This window comes from Mesorhizobium sp. M0296, assembly GCF_040321675.1.
Taxonomy (GTDB): Bacteria; Pseudomonadota; Alphaproteobacteria; order Rhizobiales; family Rhizobiaceae; genus Mesorhizobium.
Window position 1 is genome coordinate 89,447 of sequence record NZ_JAMYRZ010000012.1, and the last position, 26,153, is coordinate 115,599.

Sequence of the window (26,153 nt, forward strand, 5' to 3'; positions counted from 1 at the left end):
TGGACAACGAGCTTTCGTTGCCGCGATCGGGCGGACTTTTCCGCCGTCGTGCCGACTGCCCAGGAACCGTGAGGCGAGCAGCCGGTTTGGCTTGGATGCAGACATATTCGGCTACAATTCATACCGATGGAGAATACGATGACGCTCGCAAGCAAAACCACCGTAATTGCCGCGGCGCTGGCTATGTTGGCCGCGCCGGCATTCGGCCAGACGAGCCCACCTGCGCCGGCCGCGCCGGCACCGGATCGTGGCGCCGAACCGTCGCCCGGAATGAGCGGGCAGAGCCAGGATGCCATGCGCGAAATGATGCGCCAGATGATGACCGAGATGCTGGAGGAGAGAATGCAGGAGGATCGCGGGCCCCGGGCGGAACGGCGAGGTCCCGACCGCTGGCATCGCGACTACAGGATGGGCCCACCTGAGCGAGGGTGGGAGATGGGAGGCCGCGGCGGCATTGCACGCGGGATGCATGGCGCGAAGATGCGAATGATGTTCGCCATAGTAGATGCGGACGGCGATGGCGCGCTTTCTCAGAGCGAAGTCCAGGATTTCGTCGGGCGGATATTCAACGCCGTCGATGAGGACGGTGACGGCAGCGTCGACATGCAGGAAATCCGGTCCTTCTTCCACGGAGGCGGCGCCGAGGATCAGGAGTAGGTCTCCTACCGGTCGGCAGGAGGCCTGTCTGGGGCAGCGCGAGCTCGTCGGCCGGGGAGGATAAAAAGTCGCCGGCAACTGGATACCAGGCTGCCAGCCGGGGAGATGCGTTCCTTGGCTGGCCTTGCCGAACGCCGCGGACCAATCAGACCAGCAGGAATTCATTGGCCATGACAGAGAAAGCTACAGAGAAATCCCCGACCATCGCTCGTATCTGGCGCGGCAGAACCGTGCCTGAAAAGGCGGATGCCTATGAGAGCTACAACTATCAAGCCGGCATCAAGCCGCTGATCGAGAAGGCGCTGGGCGTGCAGACCTTTCGCGAGGACACGCCGACCCATTCGGAATTCGTGACGATTTCCTATTGGGAAAATGTCGAGGCGATGGCGGCGCTCACCGGCGGCGATCCGACGAAAATCCACCATCTCGAGCGGGACGAAGAGTTCCTGATCGAGTTGCCGTCGCGGGTGCAGGTGTTGCGCATCCGATCGAGTCACGGGCGGCTGGGATAGGGCAGCGCCGCCCGGTTCGGCCCGATCTAGGAAATCGCCGTCAAGTCGATTTCGGTGATGTGCCAGCGGCCGAGATTTGCGGTGTAGAGCTTGTCGCCCTTGAAGGCGATGTTGGTGGGATGGGCGAGCGTCGTTGCCGCCGGATCCTCGATCACCACCTCGAGCCCGCTGTGTTTTCGCCAACGATAGATGCGGCTCGGCTCGTAGCATGAGATGAACAGCGACCCGTCCGGCGCCAAGGCGACGCCATCGGGAACGTTGCTCACGCCCTCCACAACGAGCTGGCGAGACCCTGCCGTGCCGTCGGCAAGGATCGGCACATAGCTGAGGCAGGCCGCATGGCTTTCCACGACGTAAAGCCCATCGCCACCCGGCGCCATCGCCATGCCGTTGGCGAAGGCCATGGTCTCGCTGCACCACAGGCCGCCTTCGCCGGTCTTCAAATCGTAGCGAAAAATGCCGGAGCGGTTGTCTTCGCCTACGCTGTCCGACACGTAGAGCCAGCCGCGTGTCTCGTCGACGATCGGATAGTTCGGCACGCGGATGCCGGCCGAGGCGAAGCGCTGCATACCAGCCGTCGCGGCATCCCAGCGAAAGATCGCCGAATGTCTCAAATCGCATGCAAAACAGTTTCCCGCGCTATCGAAGGCGATGCCGAGCAGAAAGCCCTCCGTACCGCCCATGCGTTCGACCGAGCCGCCATCGGCGGCCAGGCGCAGCAGGTCGCCGGTTTCGGTGCCGCACCAGATCGAGCCGTCGCGATGGATGGCCACGCCTTCCGGATGGGCGACGCGCGGGCTGGTGAAGATGCCGTCGAAGAAGACCCTCGCGGCCGACATTTCGAGCAACGGCTTTGCCATGCGCACCCCCTTCAATCCGGTGCAGTATGCGACCGCCGTGCGGCAATACAGCGCTCGACCATCCGCCGGTCGGCGGCGAGGATCTCGGCGATCAGCGCGCGGCGCTCCCTGGCGCTGACGAATTCGAGGCGGCGCAGACCGAGCGGGTCGATGCGGTTTCGCAGGATGTCGAGCGTCTCGTTCGAGGGTAGCGCAACTTCGCGGCAATCGGCATCGAATGTCAGGGCAAAGCCGGTGGCATCCTGGAGCTGCTGGCGCGTCACGCACGGCATGGTCTCGATGACGGCCAATTGCCGGCTCTCCCCGTCGAGCCGAAACACGCAAAGGTCGGTGAACACCAATGCCGCGCCGGTCCGATAGCCCATCGGCTCGCGTTCGGCCTCAGTCAACAGGCCGCGCGCCGAGCTGGCAATCTCGACCGTCTCGACCAGCGACTGCACGGAATGGCGGGGGACGTAGAGCAGATAATCGCGATGCATGTTGGCGACGTCGGCCATGCCGCCTTGCCCGGGCAGCCGGATAAGGCTGCCGTCAGGCTTGCGCAGCGCAATGGTGTTGACGCGCCCACGGCGGTCGACCTGCGCGGCACCGACGATCTCATGCGTCACCGCGCCGGCCTGGTAGTAGGTCGAATAGGTGTCGTCGCCGCCGGCATGCGCCACCGCCGTCTCGCAATCGAGGCTTTCGATCAGCGACAGGATCATCGGGCTCGGTGCTATGTCGAGATGGCCGCAACTCATGGTGGCGATGATCATGTCCGGCGCGTGCGTCGCTTTGGCCAGCCGGTAGGCGACATTAGCGAGCGGCGACACCGCGCCGGCACTGGCAAAGCTCTCATTGTCGAGCTCAGCGGCGATGCGGGCGGCGATGATCTCGTCGATGGACGCCTCCTTGTTGCCGTGCATGAGCCTGGGCATTGCGAGGACTGTTTCAGAGCGGACTTTTGCAGCGTCTTGAACCCGCTCCGGCACGCCTTCCGAAGGCATGCTCAGGCTGTCCGACAAAGGTATTTCCTTGGCCGCGAACGCCCCCGCCAACGCTTGATAATCCGTCACATAGAATGGCAGGCAGGAGGCGGGATAGGCGCCGCCTGGTGCCAGCGCGATCGCAGACACCTGGTTGCGGGTCAAAATGCTCTGCCGACCATCATGCCGCAGCGCTCCGACCGGGACGATCTCCTCGACCGTCACCAGCACCTCGCGCGCCGCGCCGGCCATGGCGAAATCCAGCGCCCGTGGTCCGATGATCTGGACATTGCCGCTCTCGTCGGCACGCTGGGCATGGACGACGAACGCATCGAGCCGCAAGGCCGGGATGATCCCGGTCGTGATTCCCGCGATCGGATCGGGCGCGGCGATCGCACCCGGCACGCGCGCCAGCATGTCCGAACCCTCCGGAAGCTGAAACGGCATCAACGGCAGGTTCTGCTGCCCCGCCCGCAGCGCCTGGATCATGGCCAGCGCCGTCCAGTCGCGGACCGGCACGGCATTGGCCTCGGCAGCCGCGCGGAAGCGCGGCGGCAAGCCAAAAATATCGAGGCTGGAAAAGCAGATATCGACCTCCGCCACGGCATTCGCTTCGAGAAGCAGTTCGAGCGGCAGGCCGCCGGCCCAGCAGACATAGCGAAGATCCTTGACGCCCAAGCGGGCGATGGCCCGCAACAAGGCGATCGGCAGCCGGGCAAAATGATGGCCACCGACACCGAAGACGTCGCCGCTGCCGACCATCGCGGCCAGGCCCTCGACATCGGTGAAGCGCGGCCGGTTTTGCTTGACCAGGGACGTCATTTCGCAGCCTTCGGCCGCGTCGCGCTTTTTTCGGCGAACGCCTTCACCCGCTGCTGGCCGGTCTCGCTACGACAAAGCCCGCCCAGTAGGTCGCGCTCCATGGCAAGGCCTCCCGCCAAGTCGCCCGACACGGCGTGCGCTGTCAGCGCCTTCAATGCCTCGATCGCGGCAGCCGGTTCGGCGGCTATCATGCCGGCGAGTTCCAGCACCCGCGGCATCAGCCTTTCGGAATCGACGACCTCGTTGACCAGACCGGCGGCGACGAACTCGGAAGCCGGCACGATGGCGCCGGTCAGCAGCAAAAGGTTGGAGCGGTTGCGGCCGAGCTTCTGGACGCTGCGCTGGGTGCCGCCGCCGCCGGGGACCAGCCCGAGCTTGATCTCGGGCAGGCCGAGCTTCGCGAACTGGTTGGCGATGACGATGTCGCAGCACAGCACCAGCTCCATGCCGCCGCCGAGCGCAAAGCCGTTGACCGCGGCGATGACCGGCTTGCGGTTGTTCTCGACCGCCGCATACATGCGCGTGCCGGCGGCCTGGAAGGCGTCGAACTCGATAGCTGTCTGGGCAGCGTATTCCTTGATGTCGGCGCCGGCCATGAAGCCGCGCCCCTCGCCGGTCACCACGATCGCGCCGACGCTGTCATCCTGCGACAGCGCCTCGAAAACCTTGGTGATCTCGCTTTGCATCAGCCGGTTCATGGCGTTGAGCTGATCGGCGCGCCGGAAGGTGACGACTGCGACGCGCCCGGATATTTCCAAGGTGAGTGTCTGGTAAGCGCTCATCGTCAGGCAGCATCCACGGTCATATCGCCGGACGCCTCAAGCGCTGCAATCTCGCCGCTGGAAAGGCCGAACTCGGCCAGTATCTCGCGGCCATGCTGGCCGACCAGCGGCGCCGGCCGTTCTATGGTAGCCGGCGTCTCGCTCATCTTGACCGCCGGCGCGACCACCCTGACCTTGCCGCCGCGCGGATGATGGTAGCTGGTGATCATGCCCAGGTGCTTGACCTGCGGGTCCTCGGCTGCGCGCCTTATGTCCTTCACCTCGGCACACCAGATGTCGGCTGTCAGCAGCCGCGCCAGCAGGTCCTGCGTGGCAAACTTCCTGGTTTCGGCGTTGACCTTGTCGAACACCTCGTCGCGCCTGTCGAACAGCGTCTTCAGATCGTCGTAGACAGCAAGCTGCGGCGCCTCCAGCACTTCATACAGCGTCTTGAACGGGCTCATGGCGATCGACACATAGCCGCCGTCCTTCGCTTCATAGACACCGAACGGCGCCTGCATGCCGGGGTGGCCGATGCCGGAATTCGGGCGCACGAAATCCTCGCCGAGATTGAGCACGGCGACATATTCCTGATTGAGATGCGCCAGCATGCCGGCGAGCAGATTGACCTCGATCTTCTGGCCCTTGCCGGTCTTCTCGCGATAGTAGAGCGCCGACAGGATGCCGTAGACCATGTTCATGGCGCCGATCTGGTCGGCCAGGCCGGCACCGGCCGGAACAGGAGCCTGATCGCCGCGGCCGGTGTTGGAGATCAGCCCGGACAATCCCTGGATCAGCATGTCCTGGCCGGGGCGCTCGACATAGGGGCCTTCCTCGCCATAGCCGGAGCCCGAGCAATAGATGATGGCGGGATTGACCGCCCTGAAATCCTCGTAGCCATAGCCGAGCCTGGCGAGCACGCCGGGGCGGAAATTCTGCACCACCACATCCGCCTTCTTGGCCATGTCCATGATGATGGCATGCACCTTGCGACTTTTCAGGTTGAGCGCGATGGAGCGCTTGTTGCGGTTCCAGGCGAGGAAATTCGGACTTTCGGAGCCGCCGACCCATTTGGCGAAGAAGGTCATGCTGCGGAACATGTCCCCGGCGCCGGCACGCTCGATCTTGATGACGTCGGCGCCCATGTCGCCGAGCAGCTGCGTGGCGAACGGCCCTTGCAGCAGATGGCTGAAATCGAGAATGCGGACGCCTTCGAGGGCTTTGTTCATTTCATGTCTCGTTGGTTGTCAAAGCAGGTCGGGTACGTAGCGGGGTGCTGCGGTGAGGCCGCCGTCGACGCGCAGGTCGGTACCGGTGGTGAAGCCGGCGGCGTCGGAGGCCAGATAGACGGCGGCTTCGGCCACTTCGGACGGTTTGCCGATGCGGCCGAGCGGATGCATCTTGACCCAGGCCTTGGCGAGATTGCCGCCGATCTCCTTGACCAATTTGTCGTTCATCGGCGTGTTGATGGTGCCGGGCGAGATCGAGTTGACGCGGATGTTGAGCGGGCCGAACTCGACCGCCATCTGGCGCGTCATCGCCATCACCGCACCCTTGGCGCCGGCATAGGCGGTCCAGCCGTCGAGCCCGATATGCCCTTGTGCCGAGGCCATGTTGATGATCGAGCCCGATTTCTGCGCGATCATGTGCGGCAGCGCATATTTGCAGCCGCGGAACACGCTGGTCAGGTTGACCGCGATCAGCCGGTGCCACTGCTCGTCGGTCATCTCATGGACCGGCATGCCGCCGATGGCGATGGCGGCATTGTTGACGAGAATGTCGAGATGGCCGGTCTTGCCGACGGCTGCGGCGATCAGGGCGGCGATGTCGGCCTCGTCCGCGACGTCGCAATGGATGTAGTCGGCGCGGTGGCCGGCGGCGCGCAGTTCCGCCGCAAATTTTTCACCCTTCTCGTCGGCGATGTCGCCAAGGAAGACATGCGCGCCCTCCCTTGCCATCGCCTCCGCGATCGCATGGCCGATGCCGTCGGCGGCGCCGGTGACGATTGCGGTTTTCCCTTTGAGACGGTCCATATCAGCCTCCAATGGCGCGCCGGCGCTTTGCTTCGTCGAAGGCGACGGCGGCAATGATGATCATGCCGGTGATAACCAGTTGCCATTCGGTCGGCAGGCCGAGACCGCGCAGGCCGTTGGACAGGAATTGCAGGATCAGCACGCCGAGCGCCATGCCGGTCAGGCTGCCGATGCCGCCGGCAAGGCTGACCCCGCCAAGCACGGTGGCGGCGACGACCTGGAACTCGAAATTCAGCCCCGCCGTATGCTGCGCCGAACCGACGCGGGCGGCCAGTATGATGCCGGCAACCGTCGCCAGCAGCGCGCTGATGATGAAGCAGATGAACTTGACGCGGCGCACGTCGTAACCCGCCAGCCGTGCCACTTCCGGATTGCCGCCGACGGCATAGATCTGCCGCCCGAACGGCCGGTGCTGCATCACGTAGGCGAAGACGGCGAGCAGGACGATGGCGATGACAGCCGAATAGGGAACGACGTTGAACAGGCGGCCGTCCGACAGCGCGATGAAGCTGTCGAGCGCGGCATCGTCTGGAATAGCACGCTGGCCGGTATAGAGATAAACGCCGCCGCGCATGATGAACATCGTGCCCAGGGTCACGATCAGCGAGTTGATGCCGGCATAGGCCGTCAGATAGCCATTCACGACGCCGATGATCAGCCCGAACAGCAGCGCGCCACTGATGCCGAGCACAAGCGAGTTGGTGTCGTTCATGATGATGATCAGCGGCAGCGCGATCGTCGCCAGCAGCGAGCCGATCGAGATGTCGACCTCGCCTGATATGAAGACGATGGCGCAGCCGATGCCGGCTGTCAGCGCCAGCGAAGCCTGACCGAGCACATTGGTGATGTTGCGCACGGAGAAGAAATTCTCGGCGGTGAAGGAAAAGAACGCGATCACCAGAATGAGGCAGAGGAGCAATGCCAATTCCTGCCGCGCGACGAGCCGCGCCAGCATGGACGGCCCAGCTTTCATGGTGTCGGTGCTTGCCAGGCTCATCGCTTGGTCCCTTTGCGAAGCGTCATCGCCTTAGCCGATTGCCGCATTGAGGATGTTCTCCTGCGTGGCCTCGTCGCGAGGCATGATCGCGGTGAGGCGGCCTTCGCACATCACCGCGATGCGATCGGCAAGCCCCAGCAGCTCGGGCATTTCGGACGTCATCATGACGACCGCCAGGCCCTCGCCGGCGAGCCGGTCGATGAGCGCAAAAATCTCCGACTTGGCGCCGACGTCGATGCCGCGGGTCGGCTCGTCGACGACGATCACCTTGAGACCGCGCATCAGCCAGCGCGAGATCAGCACTTTCTGCTGATTGCCGCCGGACAGATTCTTGACCTGCTGGAACAGGCTGGGCGTCCGGATGCGGAAACGGTCGACATAGTCCTGCACCGCCTTGCGTTCGCTGACCTTGTCGACGAAGCCCATTCTGGCGAAGGCGTCGAGTGAGGCGAGGCTGGCATTCTGGTAGACCGGCAACTCGCCCATCAGCCCCTCGCTCTTGCGGTCCTCGGTGAGCAGGCCGATGCCGAGCCGGACGCCGGTGTGCGCTTCGTGCGGCAGCAGCCGGCTGCCATCGACCGAAATGGCGCCGGAAGTGATCGGGTCGTAGCCGACGATGGCCTTGGCGAGCTCGGTCCGGCCGGCCCCCATCAGGCCGAAGAAGCCGAGGACCTCGCCGGCATGCGCCTCGAACGACACATCCTTCAGCTTCTTGGCGGTGCTGAGCCCTTCAACGGAAAGCGCGACCTTGCTGCCCGGCGCGCCGCGCTTGCGAGGGAACAGGTTTTCGATGCGCCGGCCGATCATGTCCTGGATCAGCGTGTCGTTGGTGTGCTCGCCGATCGGCCTGGTCGAGACGTGGCGGCCATCGCGCAGCACGGTCACGGTGTCGGCGATCTCGAAGACCTCGTCGAGCTTGTGGCTGACATAGAGCACCGCGATGCCGAGCGCGGCCAGCCGGCGGATGACGGTGAACAGCAGCGAGACCTCGTTCGGCGTCAGCGAGGAGGTCGGCTCGTCCATCACCACGACGCGGGCCTCATGGGCGAGTGCGCGGGCGATCTCGACCATCTGCTGCTGGCTGACCGGCAGCGATCCCGTGCGCGCCGCCGGGTCGACATTGAAGCCGATACGCTTGAACAGAGCGGCCGCATCGGCACGGATCTTCTTCCAGTCGATCGAGCCGCCTTTGCCGGTCGGATAGCCTTCGAGGAAGATGTTTTCGGCGACGCTGAATTCGGCGATCAGCGCGATCTCCTGGAACACCACCTTGATGCCCTCTTTCAGGCTATCGCGCGGCGACTTGATGTCGGCCTCGCGGCCGCGCAGGCGGATGGTGCCGGCATCCTTGCCGTAGACCCCGGCCATGATCTTGATCAGCGTCGACTTGCCGGCGCCGTTCTCGCCCATCAGGGCATGGATTTTGCCGGGTTCCAAGGTCAGATCGACATTGTCCAGCGCCACCACGCCGGGAAAACGCTTGCCGATACCGCGCATCTCCAGCGCCGGCACGCTTTTGTCGACAGCCACGGTTTCGCCGGGGTGAAGGAAATCAACCGACATTGGCTCTGTTCCGCACGATGTCGAGATAGGTCGCCAGGATGATGACGATGCCAGGCACCACCATCTGCAGGTCCTGGTTCCAGCCGAGGATGATGATGCCGTTGTCGATGACCTTCAGCACCAGCACGCCCAGCAACGTGCCGAGCAGCGAGCCGCGGCCGCCAAGCAGGCTGGTGCCGCCGAGGATGACGGCGGCAATCACCGTCAGCTCGAAGCCGCGGCCGGCGGTCGGCTGGCCGGCATTCATCAGCGACGACAGGATCATGCCGGCAATGCCGACGCACAGGCCGGTGACGACGAAGGCGAACAGCTTCAGCCGTTGCGAGCGCACGCCGGAGAGGCGGACCGCTCGCTCATTGGCGCCGACAGCGTACAGATAACGACCGAGCGTGGTGAAGCGCAGCGTTGCCGCGGCCAGCGCGAAAATCAGCGCGGCAACGACCACGGGCAGCGGGATCGCGCCGAGATAGCCGGCGCCGAGATCGGTGAAGCTTGCAAGCCGGTGGTGGTTCTGCACCGCCTCGCGGGTGAACAGATAGACGCCGCCCTGCAGCATCATCATGGTGCCGATGGTGGCGATCAGCGAGTTCACCTTGAGCCTGGTGACGACGAGGCCGTTGAAAAGGCCGACCGCGCCTGAAAAGGCGAGCGCCGCCAGAAGCCCGAGCGTCAGGCTGTGCGTTGAATTGAGCACGGCCATGCCGATGCAGCCGACAAAAGCCAGCGATGCACCGACCGACAGATCGACTTCCGCAGTGATGATCAGCATCGTCATGCCGGAGGCAACGATCAGCACCAGCGCGCATTGGCGCAGAATGGCGATGATGTTGGCCTCGGAATAGAATTGCGGCGCGGCAATCGAAATGGCGATGCAGAGCACGGCCAGGATCACGCCGAGCACCAGCTGGCTGCTGCCCAGCAGCTGGCCGCCGATAAAACGCCTTGGCGCAGAGGATTGCGTAAGCTCGCTCATGTCCATTTCATTTCCGGGCCCGTATCGGTGCCGTCGCCATCTGGAAACTGCCGGCCAAAACAGGACGGTTGCCCTGTTTTGCCATTCGGCATATCCGATCCGCCGCCCCTTCCCGCCGTGCGGGAAGGGCTACCCGGAATCCTTACTTCTTCAGATCGGCGGAAGTTTTCATGCATTTTTCCGGTGGCTGAAGCGCATTGACGGCATCCCATTTGATTTTGCGTGTGGTGCCATCGTAGTCGTAGAACTTCTTCCAGTCGTCACCGTTCATCGGCGCGGTGGGGCTGACGATGTGTTCCGGCACCTCTTCGCCGTTGAAGAGCTTAACCGCTGCATCGATGGCGGTGTAGCCTTCCTTTTCCGGGAACATCGCGGCTTCGATGCGATAGGACGGCTCGTTCTGCATTGCATTGATGAAGGCGAGGCCTTCGCCGCCGGTGCCGACAGTCAACAGGCCGTCCTGCGACTTGCCGGCCGCTTTCCAGGCCTGAAGGCCGCCGAGCGAAGAGGAATCGTTGATGCCGTAGATGATGTTGATGTCGGCGTTCTTGGCAAGAGCCGCCGAAGAGACTTCGAGTGCGCGATCGGGATTGCCGCCGCCGTCGAGGTCGTGGACCATGACCGCGTCGGGGATGATGGTCTTCAGGCCGTCCATGAAGCCCTGCGACCGCAGCACCGTGGCGGACAGCAGCGGCAGGCCGACATTCATCACCTTGGCTTTGCCTTCGAGCTTTTCCTTGGCGTATTTGCCGGATTCGACGCCGGCGGTGTAGCCGGTGTCGTAGTCGCAGATCGCGACCATTGTGGTCATGCCCTTAACCGGATTGCCTTCGAGCACGACTGGAACGTTGTTGGATTTCGCCTGGCGCAGCAGCGGCACGACGCCTTCCTCGTTGACGGGCGTGATGATCAGGACGTCGACGCCCTTGGCCATGAAATCTTCGGCGGCGGAGACCTCCTTGGCAACGTCCAGATTGGCGTCCTGCACCTCGAGCTCAATACCGAGTTCTTTGGCGCGGGACTGCATGCCCTTGATGACGTTCTGATACCACTCATGCGTGGCGTAGTTGGTGACGTAGCCGATGCGCTTCGGCATGTTTTCGGCGTGTGCCGCGGCGGCGCTCAGAGAAAGCACCGCCGCCGAGGCAAACAGCATCGATTTGGACCAGTTCATGTTTCTTCTCCCTGTATTTCTTGTCGGTTGCTGAACGGATAGTCCCGCCGTTCCGGGTCGGCACGTGAAGAGACGGCAGCTTCGCCCGCGCCCAGCGCCGCCGATATCGTCTCGGCCGCCGCCTTCGTCCGCTCGAAGACGGTGCTGCGATCGAAGCGGGCGGCCTTTTGCGGCAGGAAGGGGACGGTGAGCGCGGCAATGACGGCGCCGGTATGGTCGCGCACCGGCATCGAGATGTTGGTGCAGCCCTCGACAGCCAGCGAGGCGCGCATTTCATAGCCGAGCCTTGCGACCTCGTTCAGCCGCGCTTCGATTTCCGCCCGGCTGCCTTGGCCTTCGCCTGCGGCGACGATCCGTTCGACGATGCGGTCAAGCTCGGCGCGGCTCGAATGCGCCAGCAGCACCGCGCCGGAGCTCGTTTCGAGGATCGGGAAATGCGAGCCAAGGGCAACCGAATAACGCATCGGCAAAGGCGAATCGATCTGCAGCACGACCAGTGCGCTCTCGCCTTCGCGCACGACCAGATGGCAGCTCTGGTCGGCATTGGCGGCGAGGCCGCGCATCACCGGCAGCGCACATTCGACCAGGCGGTTTACCGGCGGATGCATATGCGCCAGCTCGAACAGCTTCAGCGACAGGCGGAAGCGGTCCGATTGCGTCCGGAAAATGTAGCCGCGCTTCTCCAGCAACAGCAGGATGCGGTAGATCTCGTGAATGGAGCGCCCCATTCCGGTGGCGATCTCGGTTTGGGTCAGCGGCTCGCCGCTGGCAGCCATGAATTCCAGTATGTCGAGCGCCTTCTCCACCGCCGGCACCCGATAGCCGTTGCGGCCGCTTTCGCCTTCGTCGACGATCTGGGCAATATCGGCGGCCATTACGCGACGCTCCGTTGCGGCTGGCCATCCCTGGTCTCGCGATAGAGCCGGTTCAGCCGGTCCGCGAGCTCGGCCGCCTGCAATTCGCCGGCGATCGCCGCCGCGGCATGAGGGGCGCATTGCCGGAAGAAGCTGATGAAGCCCGGATGGGTCGGGCGCAGATAGGAGGCTTGGATCGTCGCCAGCGTCGAGGCGAAGAAGCCGCCCGAGAGAGCGTTGACCACGGTATCCTGCCACGCCGCCAGCGACCCCGGCTGTCCGCCGGATTTCACATAGTCGCCTCGCTGATAGCCGGGCGAGCACAGAAACAGCGCGTAGTCGATGGCGGCTTGCTTGTGTTGCGATTGGGCGCTGACGCCGATGCCGGCGCCGCCGAGCAAGGCGCCGGCGGATCGCGGCGTCGGCACGTCGGCGAAGCGCAGATGCGGCCTGTCTGCCTTAGAGGCGTAGTTCACATAGCCGAAGGCGAACGGCACGTAGACCACGTCGTCATGCGCGATCATGTGATCGTAGCAACGGATCGGGTTCCATTTCGGCGAGTTCGGATGCGACAGCGCCGCAAGCTGGCGCAATTGCCCGACGGCCCGCTCGATTTTTTCCCCGGCGATGAACTCGTCGCCGTCTTCCCGGGGCTCACCCAGCGTCAAAAGCAGGCACATGGCGTCAGTCGGCACCAACGGCAGCCCAAGCCATTTGCCGTCCTTCAAGGCGCGCCGGCCGAGCTCCAGCACCTCGTCATGGCTGCGCGGCAGCGGTCCGTAGCGCTCCAGGAGATCGGGGCGATACGAGGCAACCTGACAGGCAGCATCGATCGGCAACGCCCATTGAAGCCCGTCCCTTGCGTAGGATTGCCAGGATGCGCCAACCGAATCCCGTTCGAAGCCGCGGCGCTGCTCGGCCGACAAATCGAACGGCACCATCAGCCCGCCTTCGGCAATATCGCCGATGAACGGATGGTCGAACACGACAAGATCATAGGCGCCGAGCACCGGACCAAGCGCGCCCTCGCCGAATTCGTAGAGGCTGCGGCGGTCCCATTCGATCTCAAGACCGGGATTGGCGTCACAATACGGCCCGATGCTGGCGTCGAGCGGACCCCAGCAGCGTCGGTGATCCCACGCGAGACCGCGCAGTCTTGTCATGCCCGAAATTCCTCCCAGAGGCGGCCATGCGCCGGCCCAGCCGATTAGTAGCAACTATTTTCACCTAGACAAGTAGTTTTTACATACGCAAAGCCAGTCCTCGCTTCCGTTTGGCGAGAAAGCCGCCCAACCATCCTTGGTGCGCATCGCGTTGCCGCCGGCCTGCAACCAAAGGCTGCGATGGATCTGGCTTTTGGGGAACTTTCGCGACGAACATTCGTTCGGTTGGCGCAGCCATCTGGAGCAGCATCACTGGAATCAGCAGCCACGTCGCAGGGAGCGGACTAAATGGACCAACCGTGGGCGCGGCCATGAACCGGTTTACCGCCTTGGCATTCGCCACGTTTCTGGCGATAACTTCGATCTGGGTCCTGTTCCTGGTTTCTTAAGATTTGGCTCTGGTTTTTCAAGATTTGGCGCTGGTTTGTTAGGATTTGGAGGGGTTCTCGACAGGTCGACCGCTTAACGACAACATCCACGGCATGCGGTTCTGCCAGCCGGAGCCGCGTGCGTGAAGAAACTGTCGCCAGGAGCACACCGGCACGCACATTCGGGGTTGGCAGCCACGCTGCCTGCAACGTTCCAATCAGTTTTCAGGAAACGGCGAGATCTCATGCTGCTGAGGGTGATCGTTCGAAACTGTGCCGCCATCCGTCTTGGCTGCCTCGGCGCGACGATCTTGCTGGTCGGGCTGCTTGCCGGCTGCCAGGGCGGCGTGCTCGATCCGCAAGGGCCGGTGGGGGCGGCGCAGCGGACGATCCTGCTCAATTCGGTTGCTATCATGCTGGCCATCGTCATCCCGACGATCGTGGCGACGCTCGGCTTTGCCTGGTGGTTCCGGGAAACCAACACAAGAGCGCGGTACCTGCCGGAATGGGCCTATTCCGGACGCATCGAACTGGTGGTCTGGTCGATCCCCATCCTCGTCATCCTGTTTCTGAGCGGCATCATCTGGATCGGGTCGCATGACCTCGATCCAATGAAGCCGCTGGATTCGCAGCAAAAGCCGCTTGAGGTGCAGGTCGTCTCGCTCGACTGGAAATGGCTGTTCATCTACCCCGAGCAGAATGTCGCGAGCATCAACCAGCTCGTGGTGCCGGCGGGCAGGCCGGTGCATTTCTCGCTTACCTCGGCAAGCGTCATGAACGCGTTCTTCGTGCCTCAGCTTGGCGGCATGATCTATACGATGAACGGCATGACGACGCAGCTTCACCTGCAGGCGGATCAGCCCGGCAAATTCTATGGGCGGTCGGCCCATTTCAGCGGTGACGGTTTTCCAGGTATGCAATTCGTGCTGCATGCAGTCGCAGCTGATGCCTTCGACGCATTCGTCAGTTCGGCGCGAAGCCAGGGACAGGCACTCGACAGGACGAGCTATCAGGAACTGGCCAGACAGAGCCTGGACGTGCCGGCTTCGACCTATCGCTCGGTGGAGCCGGACCTTTTCCATGAAATCGCGACGCAGGGCGTTCCGCCCGCGCCCGGTCCCCAGGCCGGTCGCCCCGAGCCGAGCGTATCGCCCAAGACAGGAGGCTGACAATGCTCGGAAAATTGAGCTGGGACGTCATTCCGTTCGATCAGCCTCTGCCGATGATCGCCTCGGCGGTCGTCGCCCTGGCAATCCTCGGCGTGCTGGCCTGGGTCTTCCTGGCCGGCCATTTCCCCTATCTGTGGCGCGAATGGATCACCAGCGTCGATCATAAGCGGATCGGCGTGATGTACACGCTGCTGGCGCTGCTGATGCTGCTGCGCGGCTTCAGCGACGCCGTCATGATGCGGTCCCAGCAAGCCCTCGCCTTCCAGGCGCCCGGCTATCTGCCGCCCGATCACTTCAACCAGGTCTTTTCCGCCCACGGCACCATCATGATCTTTTTCGGGGCGATGCCGTTCGTCATCGGACTGATGAACCTGGTCGTGCCGCTGCAGCTCGGCGTCCGCGACGTTGCCTTTCCAACGCTCAACTCGGTGAGTTTCTGGCTCACCGCCACCGGCGCGCTGCTGGTCAACATCTCGCTGGTGATCGGAGAATTCGCGCGTACCGGATGGCTGCCCTATCCGCCGCTCAGCGAGACCGCCTATTCGCCGGGCGTCGGCGTCGACTATTATCTGTGGGCGGTGCAGATTGCGGGCGTCGGAACGCTGCTCACCGGGATCAATTTCGTCACCACGATCCTGAAGATGCGGGCGCCCGGCATGAGTTACCTCAGGATGTCGATGTTCTGCTGGACCTCACTTGCCGCCAGCCTGCTCATCGTCGCCGCCTTCCCGATCCTCACCGCCACGCTCGCGATGCTGACGCTCGACCGCTATTTCGGCTTTCATTTCTTCACCAATGAAGCCGGCGGCAACATGCTGATGTTCGTGAACCTGATCTGGGCCTGGGGCCATCCCGAGGTCTACATCCTCGTCCTGCCGGCGTTCGGCATCTTCTCGGAGGTCATCTCCACCTTCTCCAGCAAGCCGCTGTTCGGCTACCGGTCGATGGTGGCCGCGACGCTCTTCATCTGCATCGTCTCCTTCATGGTGTGGCTGCACCACTTCTTCACCATGGGCGCCGGGGCCGACGTCAACGCCGCGTTCGGCATCGCCACCAGCATCATTGCTGTCGGTACCGGCGTGAAGATCTACAACTGGATGTTCACCATGTATGGCGGCCGCATCCGCTTCGCGACGCCAATGCTGTGGGCGCTGGGCTTTATGGTGACGTTCGTCATCGGCGGCATGACGGGCGTGTTGCTGGCCGTGCCGCCGGCCGATTTCCTGCTTCACAACAGCCTGTTCCTGGTGGCGCATTTCCACAACGTCATTATCGGCGGTGTGCTGTTCGGCGCCTTCGCGGGATATACCTACTGGTTTCCCAAGGCATTCGGTTTCCGGCTGCACGAGGGCTGGGGCAAGCTGGCCTTCTGGCTGACGCTGATCGGCTTCTACGTCACTTTCGTGCCGCTCTACGCTGTTGGCCTGCTCGGCATGACCCGCCGAATGCAGCATTTCGACGTGTCGGCATGGTATCCCTGGGTGCTGGCTGCCGGCGTCGGCATGTTAATCACCACCGCCGGCGTGGTCGCGCAGATCGTACAGCTCGTCGTCAGCATCCGGCAGCGCGCGGCGCTTCGCGACGCCACCGGAGATCCCTGGGACGGCCGCTCGCTGGAATGGGCCACGCCCTCGCCGCCGCCGGTCTTCAACTTCGCCGCGCTTCCGCATGTCGAGGGTGAAGAGCCCTACTGGAGCATCAAGCAGCGGGCACGCGAGCAAAACCGGCTGCGCGACGAGCCTGACTACGAGCCGATCGAGATGCCGCGCAACAGTCCCACCGGGTTCATCTGCGCCTTCTTTGCGACCGTGATGGGTTTCGCCCTCATCTGGCATATCTGGTGGATGGTGGCGCTCGGCGCGCTCGGTGCTTTCGCCACCTTCGTCGTCTTCGCGTGGCGCGACATACCCGAATACGTCATTCCGGCCGCCGAAGTCGCCCGGATCGACCGCGCCAACCGAAGTGCCCGCCGCGAGGCGTTGGTTACCTACACGGGGCCAAGACTATGACCGCGATCGACGTCAGAGAGCGTGACCCTTACCGCCTCCATGGCGGGCACGGCCATGCACCCGGCCACGGCGACGGCGGCCCGGCACCGATTCGGATTGTCGTCGGCTACGGCTTCTGGATCTTCCTTCTGAGCGACATCGTGATGTTCTCGGCCTTCTTCGCGGCCTATGCCGTGCTGGCGGGCAAGACGGCGGGCGGACCAAGCGGAGCCGAGCTGTTCGACCTGCGCAACGTCGCGATCGAGACGGCCGCTTTGCTGTTGTCGAGCTTCACCTGCGGTCTCGCCAGCCTCGCCGTGACAGCGCGGCGAAGCTCCTGGTTCTATGTCGCGATGGCTGTCACCTTCGTGCTCGGCGCCAGCTTCATCCTGCTCGAGTTGCGCGAGTTCGCGCATATGGTTGCCAGCGGTGCCGGACCGACGCGCAGCGCTTTCCTGTCGGCGTTCTTCACGCTGGTTGGATGCCATGGCCTTCACGTCACGGCGGGGCTGCTGTGGCTGCTCACGATGATGGCGCAGATCTTCGCCAAGGGATTCCGCGACGATATACTTCGGCGTTTCATGTGCTTCAGCCTGTTCTGGCACGCCCTCGACATCATCTGGGTCGCCCTGTTCACGGTGGTCTATCTCCTGGGAGCAAGTCGATGAGCAATGCGGACGATCGCCACGCGCAACGGCGCGACACCGATGGGCTGGAGCGCTACGACATCGATACGGCGCCGGGTGACGAATACCTCGGCGACACCGAAGTCGGATCCGGGCTACGCGGCTATGTGATCGGCCTCGGGCTGGCAACGCTGTTGACCATCGCCTCGTTCTGGCTGCTCGGAACCAACCTGATATGGGCACCCGGCATTCCGGTGGCGCTGGTCGTGCTTGCGATCGCCCAGATGGGCGTGCATCTCGTCTTCTTCCTGCACATCACGACGGGGCCGGACAACACCAACAACGCTCTAGCGCTTGCCTTCGGCGTGCTGATCGTAGTTCTGGTGATTGGCGGCTCGATCTGGATCATGGCCAACCTCGACAACAATTTGATGCCGATGAACGCGATCATGAACATGAACCGCTGATGCATGTCGCGCAAAAGTGTGCAGCGGTTTTGTGATAACGACATGCGTAAAAACAAGAATCTAAAGCGCGTCGCATGAGGCCGATCGAACGCGACGCGCTTTAGCGATTATTCCGGCGGTTCGCCGCAGTTCATGCGACAGCGAGTTCCGGTCTCAAGCCCGTTCGAATGTGCCGACGAGCTCGGCCTCTTCCAGGACGTGCGGCGCGGCCTCCTTCAGCACGTCGTCCACGGCAGCCTTCTCGCCGAGACCCAGCGTCTCGACGTCGAGCGCAAGAAGCCGGAAATGGTAATGGTGGAGCCCATGCCCAGGCGGCGGCTGGGGACCGTCATAATGAGGATTGCCGAAATCATTGACGCCGTGTCCGAGGCTCTCGGTCTTTGCGCCGGCGGTCGTGCCTTCGGGAAGAAAGTTGCGCTGTGCGTCGATGTCGTAGACCGCCCAATGACGGAACATGCCTGAAGGGGCGTCGGGGTCCTCGACGGCCAGGACGAAACTTTTGGTTCCTTGCGGCGCGTCCGTCCACTCCAATGGCGGCGAGACGTTGCCGCCGTCGCGGGAATAGCGCGGCGGTATTTTTTCGCCATCGGCAAAGGCAGAGCTTTTGAGAGTGAAAGCCATGGTCTCCATCTCCCTGTCTGAGATTCCCTCATAAACAGCTACGAGCCGCCGATGTTCCGGTCGCCGCCCCGGTCAAACCCGGTCAAACCGGATTGCCGGCCGTTGGCCGGAACATTCGCCGAGGAAGCGGGTTTTTCGGTTCGGACGCATCGCCGCGGAATGGCGGCAAGAGGCTCGGCAATGGACGAAGGGCGCGACATGACCGGGCTAAGCGGTAAGCAACCAAGCGGGGCGAAAGGTGTTGTGGTCGCATTCTCCGTGCCGGGCGGCGAGACAATCTATACCCACGAGCGGGAAACCGTCGCTGCCGTTGCGCGCACGATTGCGGCGTTGAAGGGCTTTGCCTTCCGCGAGGGCCTGAGTGACGGCGGCGGTGACGGTCGCCGACTGTATTTCGTGCCGGACGACAGCCTGCTTGCCGTCGATGCGCTCCAACTGGGCATAAACGGGCCGGACGACCTCTTCGGCGGTGTGGTGCCCTGGCGCCTCGCAACCACCAAGGCCATAACCCACGAGCTGGTGGACGGGTCGGCGGCACGGCCAAAAGAATGGCCAGCCGGCTTCGGCAGAGCCGTCGGCGCGGCCGTACTGCCCGGCTATACCGCATTTTCACGCGATGACGCGCTGCGCGCAGCGGAACGTCTGCTGCAGCTCGGGCTGGTCCGGTTCAAGCCACCGCGCGCTTCGCGGGGCCGCGACCAGCACACCGCCGCGACCGTCGCCGATATCGAAAGGCTGCTGGATCGATATCCATCCTCCGACCTGAGGGAATACGGCCTTGTTCTCGAAACGGAGCTTCGCGACATCGTTACGCTGAGCATTGGCAGAACGGCGATCGACGGAACATCGGTCGCCTATTACGGCGTGCAGCGGATGACGGCCGACAATGCCGGACAGCCCGTTTACGGCGGATCCGATCTGGTCGTCGTGCGCGGCGGATGGGAGGCGCTCGACAGGCTGCAGCTTTCTCCGGCGCTAAGTTTGGCTGTGGCGCAGGCGAGGACCTACGACGCGGCGATGGATGACTATCCCGGATTTTTCGCCTCACGGCGCAACTACGACATCGGCCAAGGTGTCGATTCCTCGGGCATCTGGCGATCGGGTGTGCTGGAAGCCAGCTGGCGGATCGGCGGCAGCAGCACGGCCGAGCTTGCGGCAATGGAGGCCATGACGCGTGACCCCGACGTGCAGATCGTGCATGTCTCCGCGGTCAAGCAGTTCGGCAACACCGCGCAGCTGCCGCTGAATGCAGAAATCCACTTCGACGGAGAGGACCCCGAGGAGGGCCAAATCACGCGTTACACCGTCGTCACCCAGGCGATCCGAGGGCCGGTCGGGGAAGCCGGCCGATCGTCATTTTAGGTCGAAGTGAAACACGCCTTTGACAGGGAACATCCGCGAATGGCCCGAGTTTGTTTCAGGCAGCCAGCCAGTCAGAAACCGGAGGAAAAAATGATCGAGATGATTTCCGCTCCCCAGAACGTCGCCGCCTTTCGTGTCACCGGCACTGTGACGGCGGACGACTACGACAGAGTCATCCCGGCAATCGAAGCGAAACTGAGCGACCATAAGGACATCGGCGTCCTGACCGATCTTACTGATTTCGAGGACATGACGGCTGGCGCCTTGCGGCGCGACCTGCAGTATGGGCTGAGCAAACTTGGCGAGCTCCACCGCTTCAAACGTGCCGCCGTGATTTCCGACAAGCAATGGATCAAGGCAGCTACGGAAATGACGGACGCGCTGTTTCCGCAAATCGAGGCGCGGGTGTTCCCGGAGGACGAAAAAGCCCAGGCCCTGAAATGGGTGGCAGGCGTACAATAGCGGTGTTGGGGAGTGCCATGCCGTTCGACAAACGACAGGATTCAGAAGGCCTCTGGGAGGTCTATGACAGCGAGAGCGGCGAAGCCGTCGTGGTCGGCGGGTTGCCGCTTTCCGGTCTCGACGAAAGCGAAGCCGATGAAGCGATCGAAAAGCTCAATCGGGGCGATCTGACGTCGGACAACATCCCCGAGACGGTTCGGTCAGGGTGGCCTCCGACCAAGGACGGTTTGTGATGACAGCCTGACGGACGTCACCGAGGACCGGTCGCGGATCTACGACGAGGCCTTGACCCCGAGCTTGCGGGCTTTGTCCTCAAAGTCGTCGCGAATATCCTCGATCGTCGGCAGATGCAGGCGCCGCAGTTGGGCGTGCAACTTTTTGGCGGCATCTGAGCTCAGGTCGCGCTTGAAATTGGTCGCGACCTCCTCGGCCGAGCCGTAATGGCGATAGCGCTCGATCTCGGTCTTCGTGGCTTGCTGGACGTGCTCGAGCGTCTTGCGCTCGGCATCGGATTTTCCGTCTGGTTTGGCCCGCATGACCGGATTGAAGGCTTTGCTGATAACGAATTCGACGAGTTCCTGCTGGGCGTGAGCCATGATTGTTCTCCCTCGAAGCTGTCCGAGCCTAGAACGGTTCATCGGGGGAAACGCTGAACCGATCTCTCTTGTTTTGACGCAATTCCGAACGGAAAACCGTTTCACACTTTTCCCGGAATTGCTCTAACCGCGGCGGCAATTGAAGGTTCCGTGGCTTCGGATTTCGTTATCGCTACAGGTCCAAGGCGGTTCCTCGAAGGTCACAGCCGCGCCTTGGTGGTGCGCGGCGTTGCCAGGAGCAGGCTTGTTTCGCTGCCGGTAATTCCGGGGATCAGGCGGATACGTCTCAGCACCGCGTCGAACTCGCTCAGTGTCTGGGTTCCGAGTTCTATCACCAGGTCCCACCGGCCATTGGTGGTGTGGATGGTCGAGACCTCGGAGAAGCCGCCCAGCGCCCGAATGACGCGATCGGCGGCGTGGCCTTCGATCTCGATCATCATGATGCCACGCACGCGCTGATCGACCGCGTCGGCGCGCAGAATGACGGTGTAGCCGACGATGACGCCGTCTCTTTCAAGCCGCTCGATCCGGGACCTTACCGTTGCCCGGGAGACACCCAGGCTAACGGCAAGGTCGGAAATGCTGCGCCGGGCGTCGTGCCGCAAAGAGGTGATGATCTGCTCGTCGAGGCGGTCCATGATTGCTCACAACGGAAGTAGATGCTGCCGCTATGGTAAGGCACTTCGACAAATTTGCCAATTTGACATGTTCATTCTGCCAGCGATGCCGGCTTCAATAAAGGCATCGTAATTGGCGGGGTATGACAAATGCATTGCACGATCGTTGGGGCGCCGATCCAGGCCGGCTCAGGCCGCATGGGCTGCGAGATGGGGCCGAGTGCGCTGCGCACGGCCGGCCTGGCCGGCGCACTGACCGAGCTCGGCCATACGTTGACCGACCTCGGAACGATCGTCCCTGCCGACATGCGTCCTGTCGTACACGGCAACGCGGCGGTGAAGGCGCTGCCGGAAATTGCGGCCTGGACGGCGGCAATCAGCGAAACGGCCTATGCCGCGAGCGCCGATGCGATGCCGATCTTTCTCGGCGGCGACCACAGCATTTCGGCCGGCACGCTCGCCGGCATTGCCCGCCGGGCGGCGAATGCCGGCCGGCCGCTCTTCGTGCTGTGGCTCGACGCCCACCCTGATTTTCATACGCTCGACACGACGACCAGCGGCAATCTGCATGGCGTGCCGCTTGCCTATGCCAGCGGGCAGCCCGGCTTCGAGGGCTATTTCCCCCGCCTTGCAGCGCAGGTGGAGCCGGCTCGCATATGCGCGCTGGGGATCCGCAGCGTGGACCTGGCGGAAAGGGATGCATTGCGCAGAGCCGGCGTGACGGTCCACGACATGCGTTCGATCGACGAGCACGGCATCGCGCAACTGCTTCGCGCCTTTCTCGAACGGGTGAGCGCCGCCAACGGCATGCTCCATGTCAGCCTCGATGTCGATTTTCTCGACCCGTCGATCGCCCCGGCGGTGGGCACCACCGTTCCCGGCGGCGCCACCTTCCGCGAGGCGCATCTGGCGATGGAAATGCTGCATGACAGCGGCCTCGTCAGCAGTCTCGACCTGGTCGAGCTCAACCCTTTTCTTGACGAGCGCGGCCGCACCGCCACGCTTTTGGTCGACCTGACCGCAAGCCTGATGGGCCGGCGGATCATGGATCGCCCGACGAGGGGGTTCTAAGCCATGACCGTCAATTTGAACATCGTTCCATTCGTCAGCGTCGACCGCATGATGAAGCTGGTGCTTGCCATCGGCATCGAGCGTTTTCTGGTCGAACTCGCCGCCTATATCGAAGAGGATTTCAGGCGTTGGGAGCTGTTCGACAAGACGCCGCGCGTCGCCTCGCACAGCATTGACGGCGTCATCGAGCTGATGCCGACCAGCGACGGGCAGCTTTACGGCTTCAAATATGTCAACGGGCATCCGAAGAACACGCGTGACGGCCGTCAGACCGTGACCGCTTTCGGCGTGCTTGCCGATGTAGGCAACGGCTATCCGATGCTGCTTTCGGAAATGACCATCCTGACCGCCCTGCGAACGGCGGCCAGCTCGGCGGTTGCCGCGAAATACCTCGCTCCCAAGGCCGCCCGGTGCATGGCGATCATCGGCAATGGCGCGCAATCGGAATTCCAGGCGATTGCGTTCAAGGCGCTGCTTGGCGTCGACAGGCTGCGCCTCTACGATATCGACCCGGCGGCCTCGACCAAATGCATGAAGAACCTTGCCGGCATGGGTTTCGACATCAAGCTCTGCGCGTCGGCGCAGGAGGCCGTCGAAGGTGCAGAGATCATCACCACGGTGACCGCCGACAAGCGGTCGGCAACAATCCTGACCGACAACATGGTCGGGTCCGGCGTGCACATCAACGCGGTCGGCGGCGACTGCCCGGGCAAGACCGAGCTGCATCGCGACATTCTGCTGCGCTCGAATATTTTCGTCGAGTATCCGCCGCAGACGCGCATCGAAGGCGAGAGCCAGCAGCTCGATGCGGACCATCCGATCACCGAATTGTGGCAGGTGATGACAGGAAAGGCAGCAGGCCGGACGGACGCCGGACAGATCACGCTGTTTGATTCCGTCGGCTTTGCGATCGAGGATTTTTCCGCGCTGCGCTACGTCCGCGATCAGCTTCAGCGGACCGGCCTTTACGAGGAACTAGACCTTCTGGCCGATCCCGATGAACCGCGTGACCTGTTCGGCATGCTGCTGCGCGCCGAAAAAGTGGCCGGGCTGGCGGTTGCCGGCAGCTGAGCTGCGATCCTGTCGGTCAGTCCTTCTTTTCCTGGTACAGGCGCTCGGTGGCGCGGTCGCTTTCCCTGCGCTCCGCCGGGCTGCGACGACGCTGGGTGAGCAGGGCGTAGGCGATCAGGATTGCCAGCAGCAGTGGACCGCCTGCAACAACGAGCAACCACAAACTAGTCTCAAACATCGAACCGTCTCCTTTCCTTCACAACCGGGAAGGACCAGAACCGTTCCTCCGTCTTATCGGAGGTCGCCCGCACGGCGTGGCGCGATTCAGGATTTAATGCTTCGAGCGGGGCGTTCCACGCCTTGTCTGCACTCAGGATGCCCTTATCTAGAGTCTTATCATTTTGTCACAGGCACTCTCTGCAAAGTGAAGGGAACCACAAGGGCTTTCCGACATTTGGTTGTTCAAGAGACAAACGTGCAGCCACACCGGCTCCGGGGCTAGGAATACCATGCGTGAGAATCAATCCGACGTCTTCGATCTGTTTTCCGAGGTTTACAAGAATGCGGCGCAGGAGGAGATAAGCCTCCAGCAATATCTGCTTGCCTGCCGCGAGGACAAGTCGATGTACGCCTCGGCGCCCGAGCGGATGGTCGAGGCGATTGGCGAGCCGACCTTTGTCGATACCAGCAAGGACGAGCGGCTTGGCCGTATTTTTTCGAACCGGACGATCAAGATCTATCCGACCTTCGCCGACTTTTACGGTATGGAGGATACGATCGAGCGTATCGCCGGTTATTTCCGCTATGCCTCGCAAGGGCTCGAGGAACGCAAGCAGATACTCTATCTCCTCGGCCCGGTCGGCGGCGGCAAGTCCTCGCTTGCGGAGCAGCTGAAAAGGCTGATGGAGCAGCGTCCGATCTATACGCTGAAGGTCGGCGGCCAGGTCAGCCCAGTGTTCGAATCGCCGCTCGGGCTGTTCGACCCCGATCGCATGGGCGACCTTTTGGAGGACAAATACGGCATCGCCCGGCGGCGACTGAACGGCCTGATCTCGCCCTGGGCGGCCAAGCGCCTCGACGAATTGTCCGGCGACATCTCCAAATTCAGCGTCGTCAAGCTGATGCCGTCCAGGCTTCGCCAGATCGGCATCGCCAAGACCGAGCCGGGCGATGAGAACAACCAGGACGTTTCGGCCCTGGTCGGCAAGGTCGACATCAGGCAGCTGGAAAACTTCAGCCAGTCCGATCCGGATGCCTATTCCTATAGCGGCGGGCTGAACCGGACCACGCAAGGACTGCTCGAATTCGTCGAGATGTTCAAGGCGCCGATCAAGGTGCTGCATCCGCTGCTGACCGCGACCCAGGAAGGCAGCTACAACGGCACCGAGAATTTCGGCGCTTTCCCCTATCAGGGCATCATCGTTGCCCATTCCAACGAATCGGAATGGCTGCAGTTCAAGAACAACAAGAACAACGAGGCGTTCCTCGACCGTATCCTGGTGGTCAAGGTGCCGTATTGCCTGCGGGTCACCGAAGAGCGGCAGATCTACGAGAAGCTGTTGCGCGAAAGCGAATTGGCTAACAGCCCCTGCGCTCCGGAAGTGCTCGATATCCTCAGCCGGTTCACCGTTTCGACCCGCCTGGCCGAACACGACAATTCGCCGCTCTACACCAAGATGCGCGTCTATGACGGCGAGAACCTCAAGGAAACCGATCCCAAGGCGAAGTCGGTCCAGGAGTACCGAAACGCGGCCGGTGTCGATGAAGGCATGACCGGCGTCAGCACCCGCTTCGCCTTCAAGATCCTGTCGCAGACCTTCAACTACGACACCGAAGAGGTGGCCGCCGATCCGGTGCATCTGATGTACATCCTGGAAGAGGCGATCAAGCGCGAGCAGTTCCCGAAGGAAACAGAGGCGGACTATCTCGATTTCATAAAGTCCGAGCTGGCGACCCGTTATGCCGAGTTCATCGGCCACGAGATCCAGAAGGCTTATCTGGAATCCTATAGCGAATACGGCCAGAACCTGTTCGACCGCTACATCGCCTATGCCGATGCCTGGATCGAGGATCAGGACTACAAGGATACCGATACCGGCCAGATCCTCAATCGCGAGGTTCTGGACAACGAACTGTCGCAGGTCGAAAAGCCGGCCGGCATCGCCAATCCCAAGGACTTCCGCAACGAAGTGGTGAAGTTCACGCTGCGCGCGCGGGCCAGAAACCACGGCCGCAACCCATCATGGACAAGCTACGAAAAGCTGCGCGAAGTCATCGAGAAGCGGATGTTCGGGCAGGTCGAAGATCTGCTGCCGGTGATCAGCTTCGGCTCCAAGCAGGACAGCGTGACGGAGAAGCGGCATACCGAATTCGTGCAGCGGATGATCCAGCGCGGCTACACCGAGCGCCAGGTCCGCCGGCTGGTGGACTGGTACATGCGGGTGAACAAGGCGGGTTGAAG

At 62.9% G+C, this 26,153-nt stretch carries 27 protein-coding genes; 12 read left to right on the forward strand and 15 right to left on the reverse strand.

The genetic code is table 11. The annotated features are described in order from the left end of the window. The first annotated feature begins 138 nt into the window (after positions 1–138). Positions 139–657, forward strand: a complete 519-nt coding sequence (locus NKI97_RS14240; protein ID WP_352701907.1) for an EF-hand domain-containing protein — start codon at positions 139–141, stop codon at positions 655–657. A gap of 170 nt (positions 658–827) precedes the next feature. Continuing rightward, entirely contained in the window at positions 828–1,169 is a 342-nt protein-coding gene (locus NKI97_RS14245) for a hypothetical protein (RefSeq protein WP_352701909.1), read from the forward strand. 26 nt (positions 1,170–1,195) lie between these two features. On the opposite strand, the gene NKI97_RS14250 is transcribed toward NKI97_RS14245, so the two are convergent. From NKI97_RS14250 to NKI97_RS14300, 11 genes are all read right to left on the reverse strand, one after another. After that, on the reverse strand, positions 1,196–2,029 hold the full coding sequence (locus NKI97_RS14250) for an SMP-30/gluconolactonase/LRE family protein (RefSeq protein ID WP_352701912.1): 834 nt from the start codon (positions 2,027–2,029) through the stop codon (positions 1,196–1,198). An 11-nt stretch (positions 2,030–2,040) separates the two neighbouring features. After that, complete coding sequence (locus tag NKI97_RS14255) at positions 2,041–3,816, reverse strand: CoA-transferase (RefSeq protein ID WP_352834750.1); 1,776 nt, start codon at positions 3,814–3,816, stop codon at positions 2,041–2,043. Further along, positions 3,813–4,598, reverse strand: a complete 786-nt coding sequence (locus NKI97_RS14260; protein WP_352834753.1) for an enoyl-CoA hydratase/isomerase family protein — start codon at positions 4,596–4,598, stop codon at positions 3,813–3,815. The genes NKI97_RS14255 and NKI97_RS14260 overlap by 4 nt, the downstream gene beginning before the upstream one ends. A gap of 2 nt (positions 4,599–4,600) precedes the next feature. Then, complete coding sequence (locus tag NKI97_RS14265) at positions 4,601–5,806, reverse strand: CaiB/BaiF CoA transferase family protein (protein WP_352834756.1); 1,206 nt, start codon at positions 5,804–5,806, stop codon at positions 4,601–4,603. An 18-nt stretch (positions 5,807–5,824) separates the two neighbouring features. Further along, the gene (locus tag NKI97_RS14270) at positions 5,825–6,610 is read right to left on the reverse strand and encodes an SDR family NAD(P)-dependent oxidoreductase (protein ID WP_352449526.1); all 786 of its coding nucleotides are present in this window, start codon (positions 6,608–6,610) and stop codon (positions 5,825–5,827) included. Between the two features lies 1 nt (position 6,611). Next, the gene (locus tag NKI97_RS14275; RefSeq protein ID WP_352834758.1) at positions 6,612–7,607 is read right to left on the reverse strand and encodes an ABC transporter permease; all 996 of its coding nucleotides are present in this window, start codon (positions 7,605–7,607) and stop codon (positions 6,612–6,614) included. Between the two features lie 30 nt (positions 7,608–7,637). Next, positions 7,638–9,170, reverse strand: a complete 1,533-nt coding sequence (locus tag NKI97_RS14280; RefSeq protein WP_352834761.1) for a sugar ABC transporter ATP-binding protein — start codon at positions 9,168–9,170, stop codon at positions 7,638–7,640. After that, positions 9,160–10,143, reverse strand: coding sequence for an ABC transporter permease (locus tag NKI97_RS14285; RefSeq protein ID WP_352834764.1), 984 nt, complete (start codon positions 10,141–10,143; stop codon positions 9,160–9,162). The genes NKI97_RS14280 and NKI97_RS14285 overlap by 11 nt, the downstream gene beginning before the upstream one ends. Before the next feature lie 142 nt (positions 10,144–10,285). Next, positions 10,286–11,317 (reverse strand): sugar ABC transporter substrate-binding protein, encoded by a 1,032-nt coding sequence (locus NKI97_RS14290; RefSeq protein ID WP_352834766.1) that lies wholly within the window; start codon positions 11,315–11,317, stop codon positions 10,286–10,288. Beyond that, positions 11,314–12,192 carry an IclR family transcriptional regulator gene (locus tag NKI97_RS14295; protein ID WP_352834769.1) on the reverse strand — a complete coding sequence of 293 codons (879 nt, stop codon included), beginning with the start codon at positions 12,190–12,192 and terminating at the stop codon, positions 11,314–11,316. The genes NKI97_RS14290 and NKI97_RS14295 overlap by 4 nt, the downstream gene beginning before the upstream one ends. Next, positions 12,192–13,334 (reverse strand): extracellular solute-binding protein, encoded by a 1,143-nt coding sequence (locus NKI97_RS14300; protein ID WP_352834772.1) that lies wholly within the window; start codon positions 13,332–13,334, stop codon positions 12,192–12,194. The genes NKI97_RS14295 and NKI97_RS14300 overlap by 1 nt, the downstream gene beginning before the upstream one ends. Before the next feature lie 613 nt (positions 13,335–13,947). On the opposite strand from NKI97_RS14300, the gene cyoA reads away from it, so the two are divergent. Genes cyoA through cyoD form a run of 4 tightly spaced genes read left to right on the forward strand, consistent with a single transcriptional unit; the run spans position 13,948 to position 17,952 of the window. Next, positions 13,948–14,871: a ubiquinol oxidase subunit II gene (gene cyoA, locus NKI97_RS14305; RefSeq protein ID WP_352834775.1), complete on the forward strand. Its 924-nt coding sequence runs from the start codon at positions 13,948–13,950 to the stop codon at positions 14,869–14,871. A gap of 2 nt (positions 14,872–14,873) precedes the next feature. Further along, complete coding sequence (cyoB, locus tag NKI97_RS14310; RefSeq protein ID WP_352834778.1) at positions 14,874–16,880, forward strand: cytochrome o ubiquinol oxidase subunit I; 2,007 nt, start codon at positions 14,874–14,876, stop codon at positions 16,878–16,880. Next, positions 16,877–17,527, forward strand: coding sequence for a cytochrome o ubiquinol oxidase subunit III (gene cyoC, locus NKI97_RS14315; protein ID WP_352449535.1), 651 nt, complete (start codon positions 16,877–16,879; stop codon positions 17,525–17,527). The genes cyoB and cyoC overlap by 4 nt, the downstream gene beginning before the upstream one ends. Next, a complete protein-coding gene (cyoD, locus tag NKI97_RS14320) occupies positions 17,524–17,952 on the forward strand; it encodes a cytochrome o ubiquinol oxidase subunit IV (protein WP_352449536.1) in 429 nt (142 codons plus the stop codon). The genes cyoC and cyoD overlap by 4 nt, the downstream gene beginning before the upstream one ends. Before the next feature lie 153 nt (positions 17,953–18,105). Here cyoD and NKI97_RS14325 read toward each other — a convergent pair whose 3' ends face one another. Next, positions 18,106–18,573: a YbhB/YbcL family Raf kinase inhibitor-like protein gene (locus tag NKI97_RS14325; RefSeq protein ID WP_352449537.1), complete on the reverse strand. Its 468-nt coding sequence runs from the start codon at positions 18,571–18,573 to the stop codon at positions 18,106–18,108. Between the two features lie 180 nt (positions 18,574–18,753). Here NKI97_RS14325 and NKI97_RS14330 point away from each other — a divergent pair, with 180 nt between their 5' ends. The 3 genes from NKI97_RS14330 (at position 18,754) to NKI97_RS14340 (ending at position 20,630) form a co-directional block, all read left to right on the forward strand. Beyond that, positions 18,754–19,935 (forward strand): DUF3182 family protein, encoded by a 1,182-nt coding sequence (locus tag NKI97_RS14330; protein ID WP_352449538.1) that lies wholly within the window; start codon positions 18,754–18,756, stop codon positions 19,933–19,935. Between the two features lie 90 nt (positions 19,936–20,025). Further along, entirely contained in the window at positions 20,026–20,397 is a 372-nt protein-coding gene (locus tag NKI97_RS14335; RefSeq protein WP_023677052.1) for a SpoIIAA family protein, read from the forward strand. A gap of 17 nt (positions 20,398–20,414) precedes the next feature. Then, complete coding sequence (locus tag NKI97_RS14340) at positions 20,415–20,630, forward strand: hypothetical protein (RefSeq protein ID WP_352449539.1); 216 nt, start codon at positions 20,415–20,417, stop codon at positions 20,628–20,630. Positions 20,631–20,669: 39 nt separating this feature from the next. Here the strand turns inward: NKI97_RS14340 and NKI97_RS14345 are convergent, their stop codons facing one another. Together NKI97_RS14345 and NKI97_RS14350 are read right to left on the reverse strand one after the other, a co-directional pair. Beyond that, positions 20,670–20,993 carry a hypothetical protein gene (locus NKI97_RS14345; protein WP_352449540.1) on the reverse strand — a complete coding sequence of 108 codons (324 nt, stop codon included), beginning with the start codon at positions 20,991–20,993 and terminating at the stop codon, positions 20,670–20,672. A 200-nt stretch (positions 20,994–21,193) separates the two neighbouring features. Beyond that, complete coding sequence (locus NKI97_RS14350; protein ID WP_352449541.1) at positions 21,194–21,631, reverse strand: Lrp/AsnC family transcriptional regulator; 438 nt, start codon at positions 21,629–21,631, stop codon at positions 21,194–21,196. A gap of 129 nt (positions 21,632–21,760) precedes the next feature. Between NKI97_RS14350 and rocF the strand changes: the two genes are divergently transcribed. Both rocF and ocd read left to right on the forward strand, forming a co-directional pair. Then, on the forward strand, positions 21,761–22,681 hold the full coding sequence (rocF, locus tag NKI97_RS14355) for an arginase (RefSeq protein ID WP_352449542.1): 921 nt from the start codon (positions 21,761–21,763) through the stop codon (positions 22,679–22,681). A gap of 3 nt (positions 22,682–22,684) precedes the next feature. Continuing rightward, positions 22,685–23,752, forward strand: coding sequence for an ornithine cyclodeaminase (gene ocd, locus NKI97_RS14360; RefSeq protein WP_352571844.1), 1,068 nt, complete (start codon positions 22,685–22,687; stop codon positions 23,750–23,752). Positions 23,753–23,768: 16 nt separating this feature from the next. On the opposite strand, the gene NKI97_RS14365 is transcribed toward ocd, so the two are convergent. Continuing rightward, entirely contained in the window at positions 23,769–23,930 is a 162-nt protein-coding gene (locus NKI97_RS14365; protein WP_352449544.1) for a hypothetical protein, read from the reverse strand. Between the two features lie 271 nt (positions 23,931–24,201). Between NKI97_RS14365 and NKI97_RS14370 the strand changes: the two genes are divergently transcribed. Then, complete coding sequence (locus NKI97_RS14370; RefSeq protein ID WP_352449545.1) at positions 24,202–26,151, forward strand: PrkA family serine protein kinase; 1,950 nt, start codon at positions 24,202–24,204, stop codon at positions 26,149–26,151. Positions 26,152–26,153 lie beyond the last annotated feature (2 nt).

Excerpts from the sequence above, each read along its gene's own strand:
- NKI97_RS14365 (WP_352449544.1), bottom strand. The coding sequence starts at position 23,930 with ATGTTTGAGACTAGTTTGTGGTTGCTCGTTGTTGCAGGCGGTCCACTG.
- cyoA (WP_352834775.1), top strand. The coding sequence starts at position 13,948 with ATGCTGCTGAGGGTGATCGTTCGAAACTGTGCCGCCATCCGTCTTGGC.
- NKI97_RS14255 (WP_352834750.1), bottom strand. The coding sequence starts at position 3,816 with ATGACGTCCCTGGTCAAGCAAAACCGGCCGCGCTTCACCGATGTCGAG.
- NKI97_RS14260 (WP_352834753.1), bottom strand. The coding sequence starts at position 4,598 with ATGAGCGCTTACCAGACACTCACCTTGGAAATATCCGGGCGCGTCGCA.
- NKI97_RS14280 (WP_352834761.1), bottom strand. The coding sequence starts at position 9,170 with ATGTCGGTTGATTTCCTTCACCCCGGCGAAACCGTGGCTGTCGACAAA.
- NKI97_RS14270 (WP_352449526.1), bottom strand. The coding sequence starts at position 6,610 with ATGGACCGTCTCAAAGGGAAAACCGCAATCGTCACCGGCGCCGCCGAC.
- NKI97_RS14345 (WP_352449540.1), bottom strand. The coding sequence starts at position 20,993 with ATGGCTCACGCCCAGCAGGAACTCGTCGAATTCGTTATCAGCAAAGCC.
- NKI97_RS14290 (WP_352834766.1), bottom strand. The coding sequence starts at position 11,317 with ATGAACTGGTCCAAATCGATGCTGTTTGCCTCGGCGGCGGTGCTTTCT.
- NKI97_RS14300 (WP_352834772.1), bottom strand. The coding sequence starts at position 13,334 with ATGACAAGACTGCGCGGTCTCGCGTGGGATCACCGACGCTGCTGGGGT.
- NKI97_RS14295 (WP_352834769.1), bottom strand. The coding sequence starts at position 12,192 with ATGGCCGCCGATATTGCCCAGATCGTCGACGAAGGCGAAAGCGGCCGC.
- NKI97_RS14275 (WP_352834758.1), bottom strand. The coding sequence starts at position 7,607 with ATGAGCCTGGCAAGCACCGACACCATGAAAGCTGGGCCGTCCATGCTG.
- NKI97_RS14245 (WP_352701909.1), top strand. The coding sequence starts at position 828 with ATGACAGAGAAAGCTACAGAGAAATCCCCGACCATCGCTCGTATCTGG.
- NKI97_RS14285 (WP_352834764.1), bottom strand. The coding sequence starts at position 10,143 with ATGAGCGAGCTTACGCAATCCTCTGCGCCAAGGCGTTTTATCGGCGGC.
- cyoD (WP_352449536.1), top strand. The coding sequence starts at position 17,524 with ATGAGCAATGCGGACGATCGCCACGCGCAACGGCGCGACACCGATGGG.
- NKI97_RS14350 (WP_352449541.1), bottom strand. The coding sequence starts at position 21,631 with ATGGACCGCCTCGACGAGCAGATCATCACCTCTTTGCGGCACGACGCC.
- NKI97_RS14250 (WP_352701912.1), bottom strand. The coding sequence starts at position 2,029 with ATGGCAAAGCCGTTGCTCGAAATGTCGGCCGCGAGGGTCTTCTTCGAC.
- NKI97_RS14325 (WP_352449537.1), bottom strand. The coding sequence starts at position 18,573 with ATGGCTTTCACTCTCAAAAGCTCTGCCTTTGCCGATGGCGAAAAAATA.
- rocF (WP_352449542.1), top strand. The coding sequence starts at position 21,761 with ATGCATTGCACGATCGTTGGGGCGCCGATCCAGGCCGGCTCAGGCCGC.
- NKI97_RS14335 (WP_023677052.1), top strand. The coding sequence starts at position 20,026 with ATGATCGAGATGATTTCCGCTCCCCAGAACGTCGCCGCCTTTCGTGTC.
- NKI97_RS14330 (WP_352449538.1), top strand. The coding sequence starts at position 18,754 with ATGGACGAAGGGCGCGACATGACCGGGCTAAGCGGTAAGCAACCAAGC.
- NKI97_RS14340 (WP_352449539.1), top strand. The coding sequence starts at position 20,415 with ATGCCGTTCGACAAACGACAGGATTCAGAAGGCCTCTGGGAGGTCTAT.
- NKI97_RS14370 (WP_352449545.1), top strand. The coding sequence starts at position 24,202 with ATGCGTGAGAATCAATCCGACGTCTTCGATCTGTTTTCCGAGGTTTAC.
- NKI97_RS14240 (WP_352701907.1), top strand. The coding sequence starts at position 139 with ATGACGCTCGCAAGCAAAACCACCGTAATTGCCGCGGCGCTGGCTATG.
- ocd (WP_352571844.1), top strand. The coding sequence starts at position 22,685 with ATGACCGTCAATTTGAACATCGTTCCATTCGTCAGCGTCGACCGCATG.
- cyoC (WP_352449535.1), top strand. The coding sequence starts at position 16,877 with ATGACCGCGATCGACGTCAGAGAGCGTGACCCTTACCGCCTCCATGGC.
- cyoB (WP_352834778.1), top strand. The coding sequence starts at position 14,874 with ATGCTCGGAAAATTGAGCTGGGACGTCATTCCGTTCGATCAGCCTCTG.
- NKI97_RS14265 (WP_352834756.1), bottom strand. The coding sequence starts at position 5,806 with ATGAACAAAGCCCTCGAAGGCGTCCGCATTCTCGATTTCAGCCATCTG.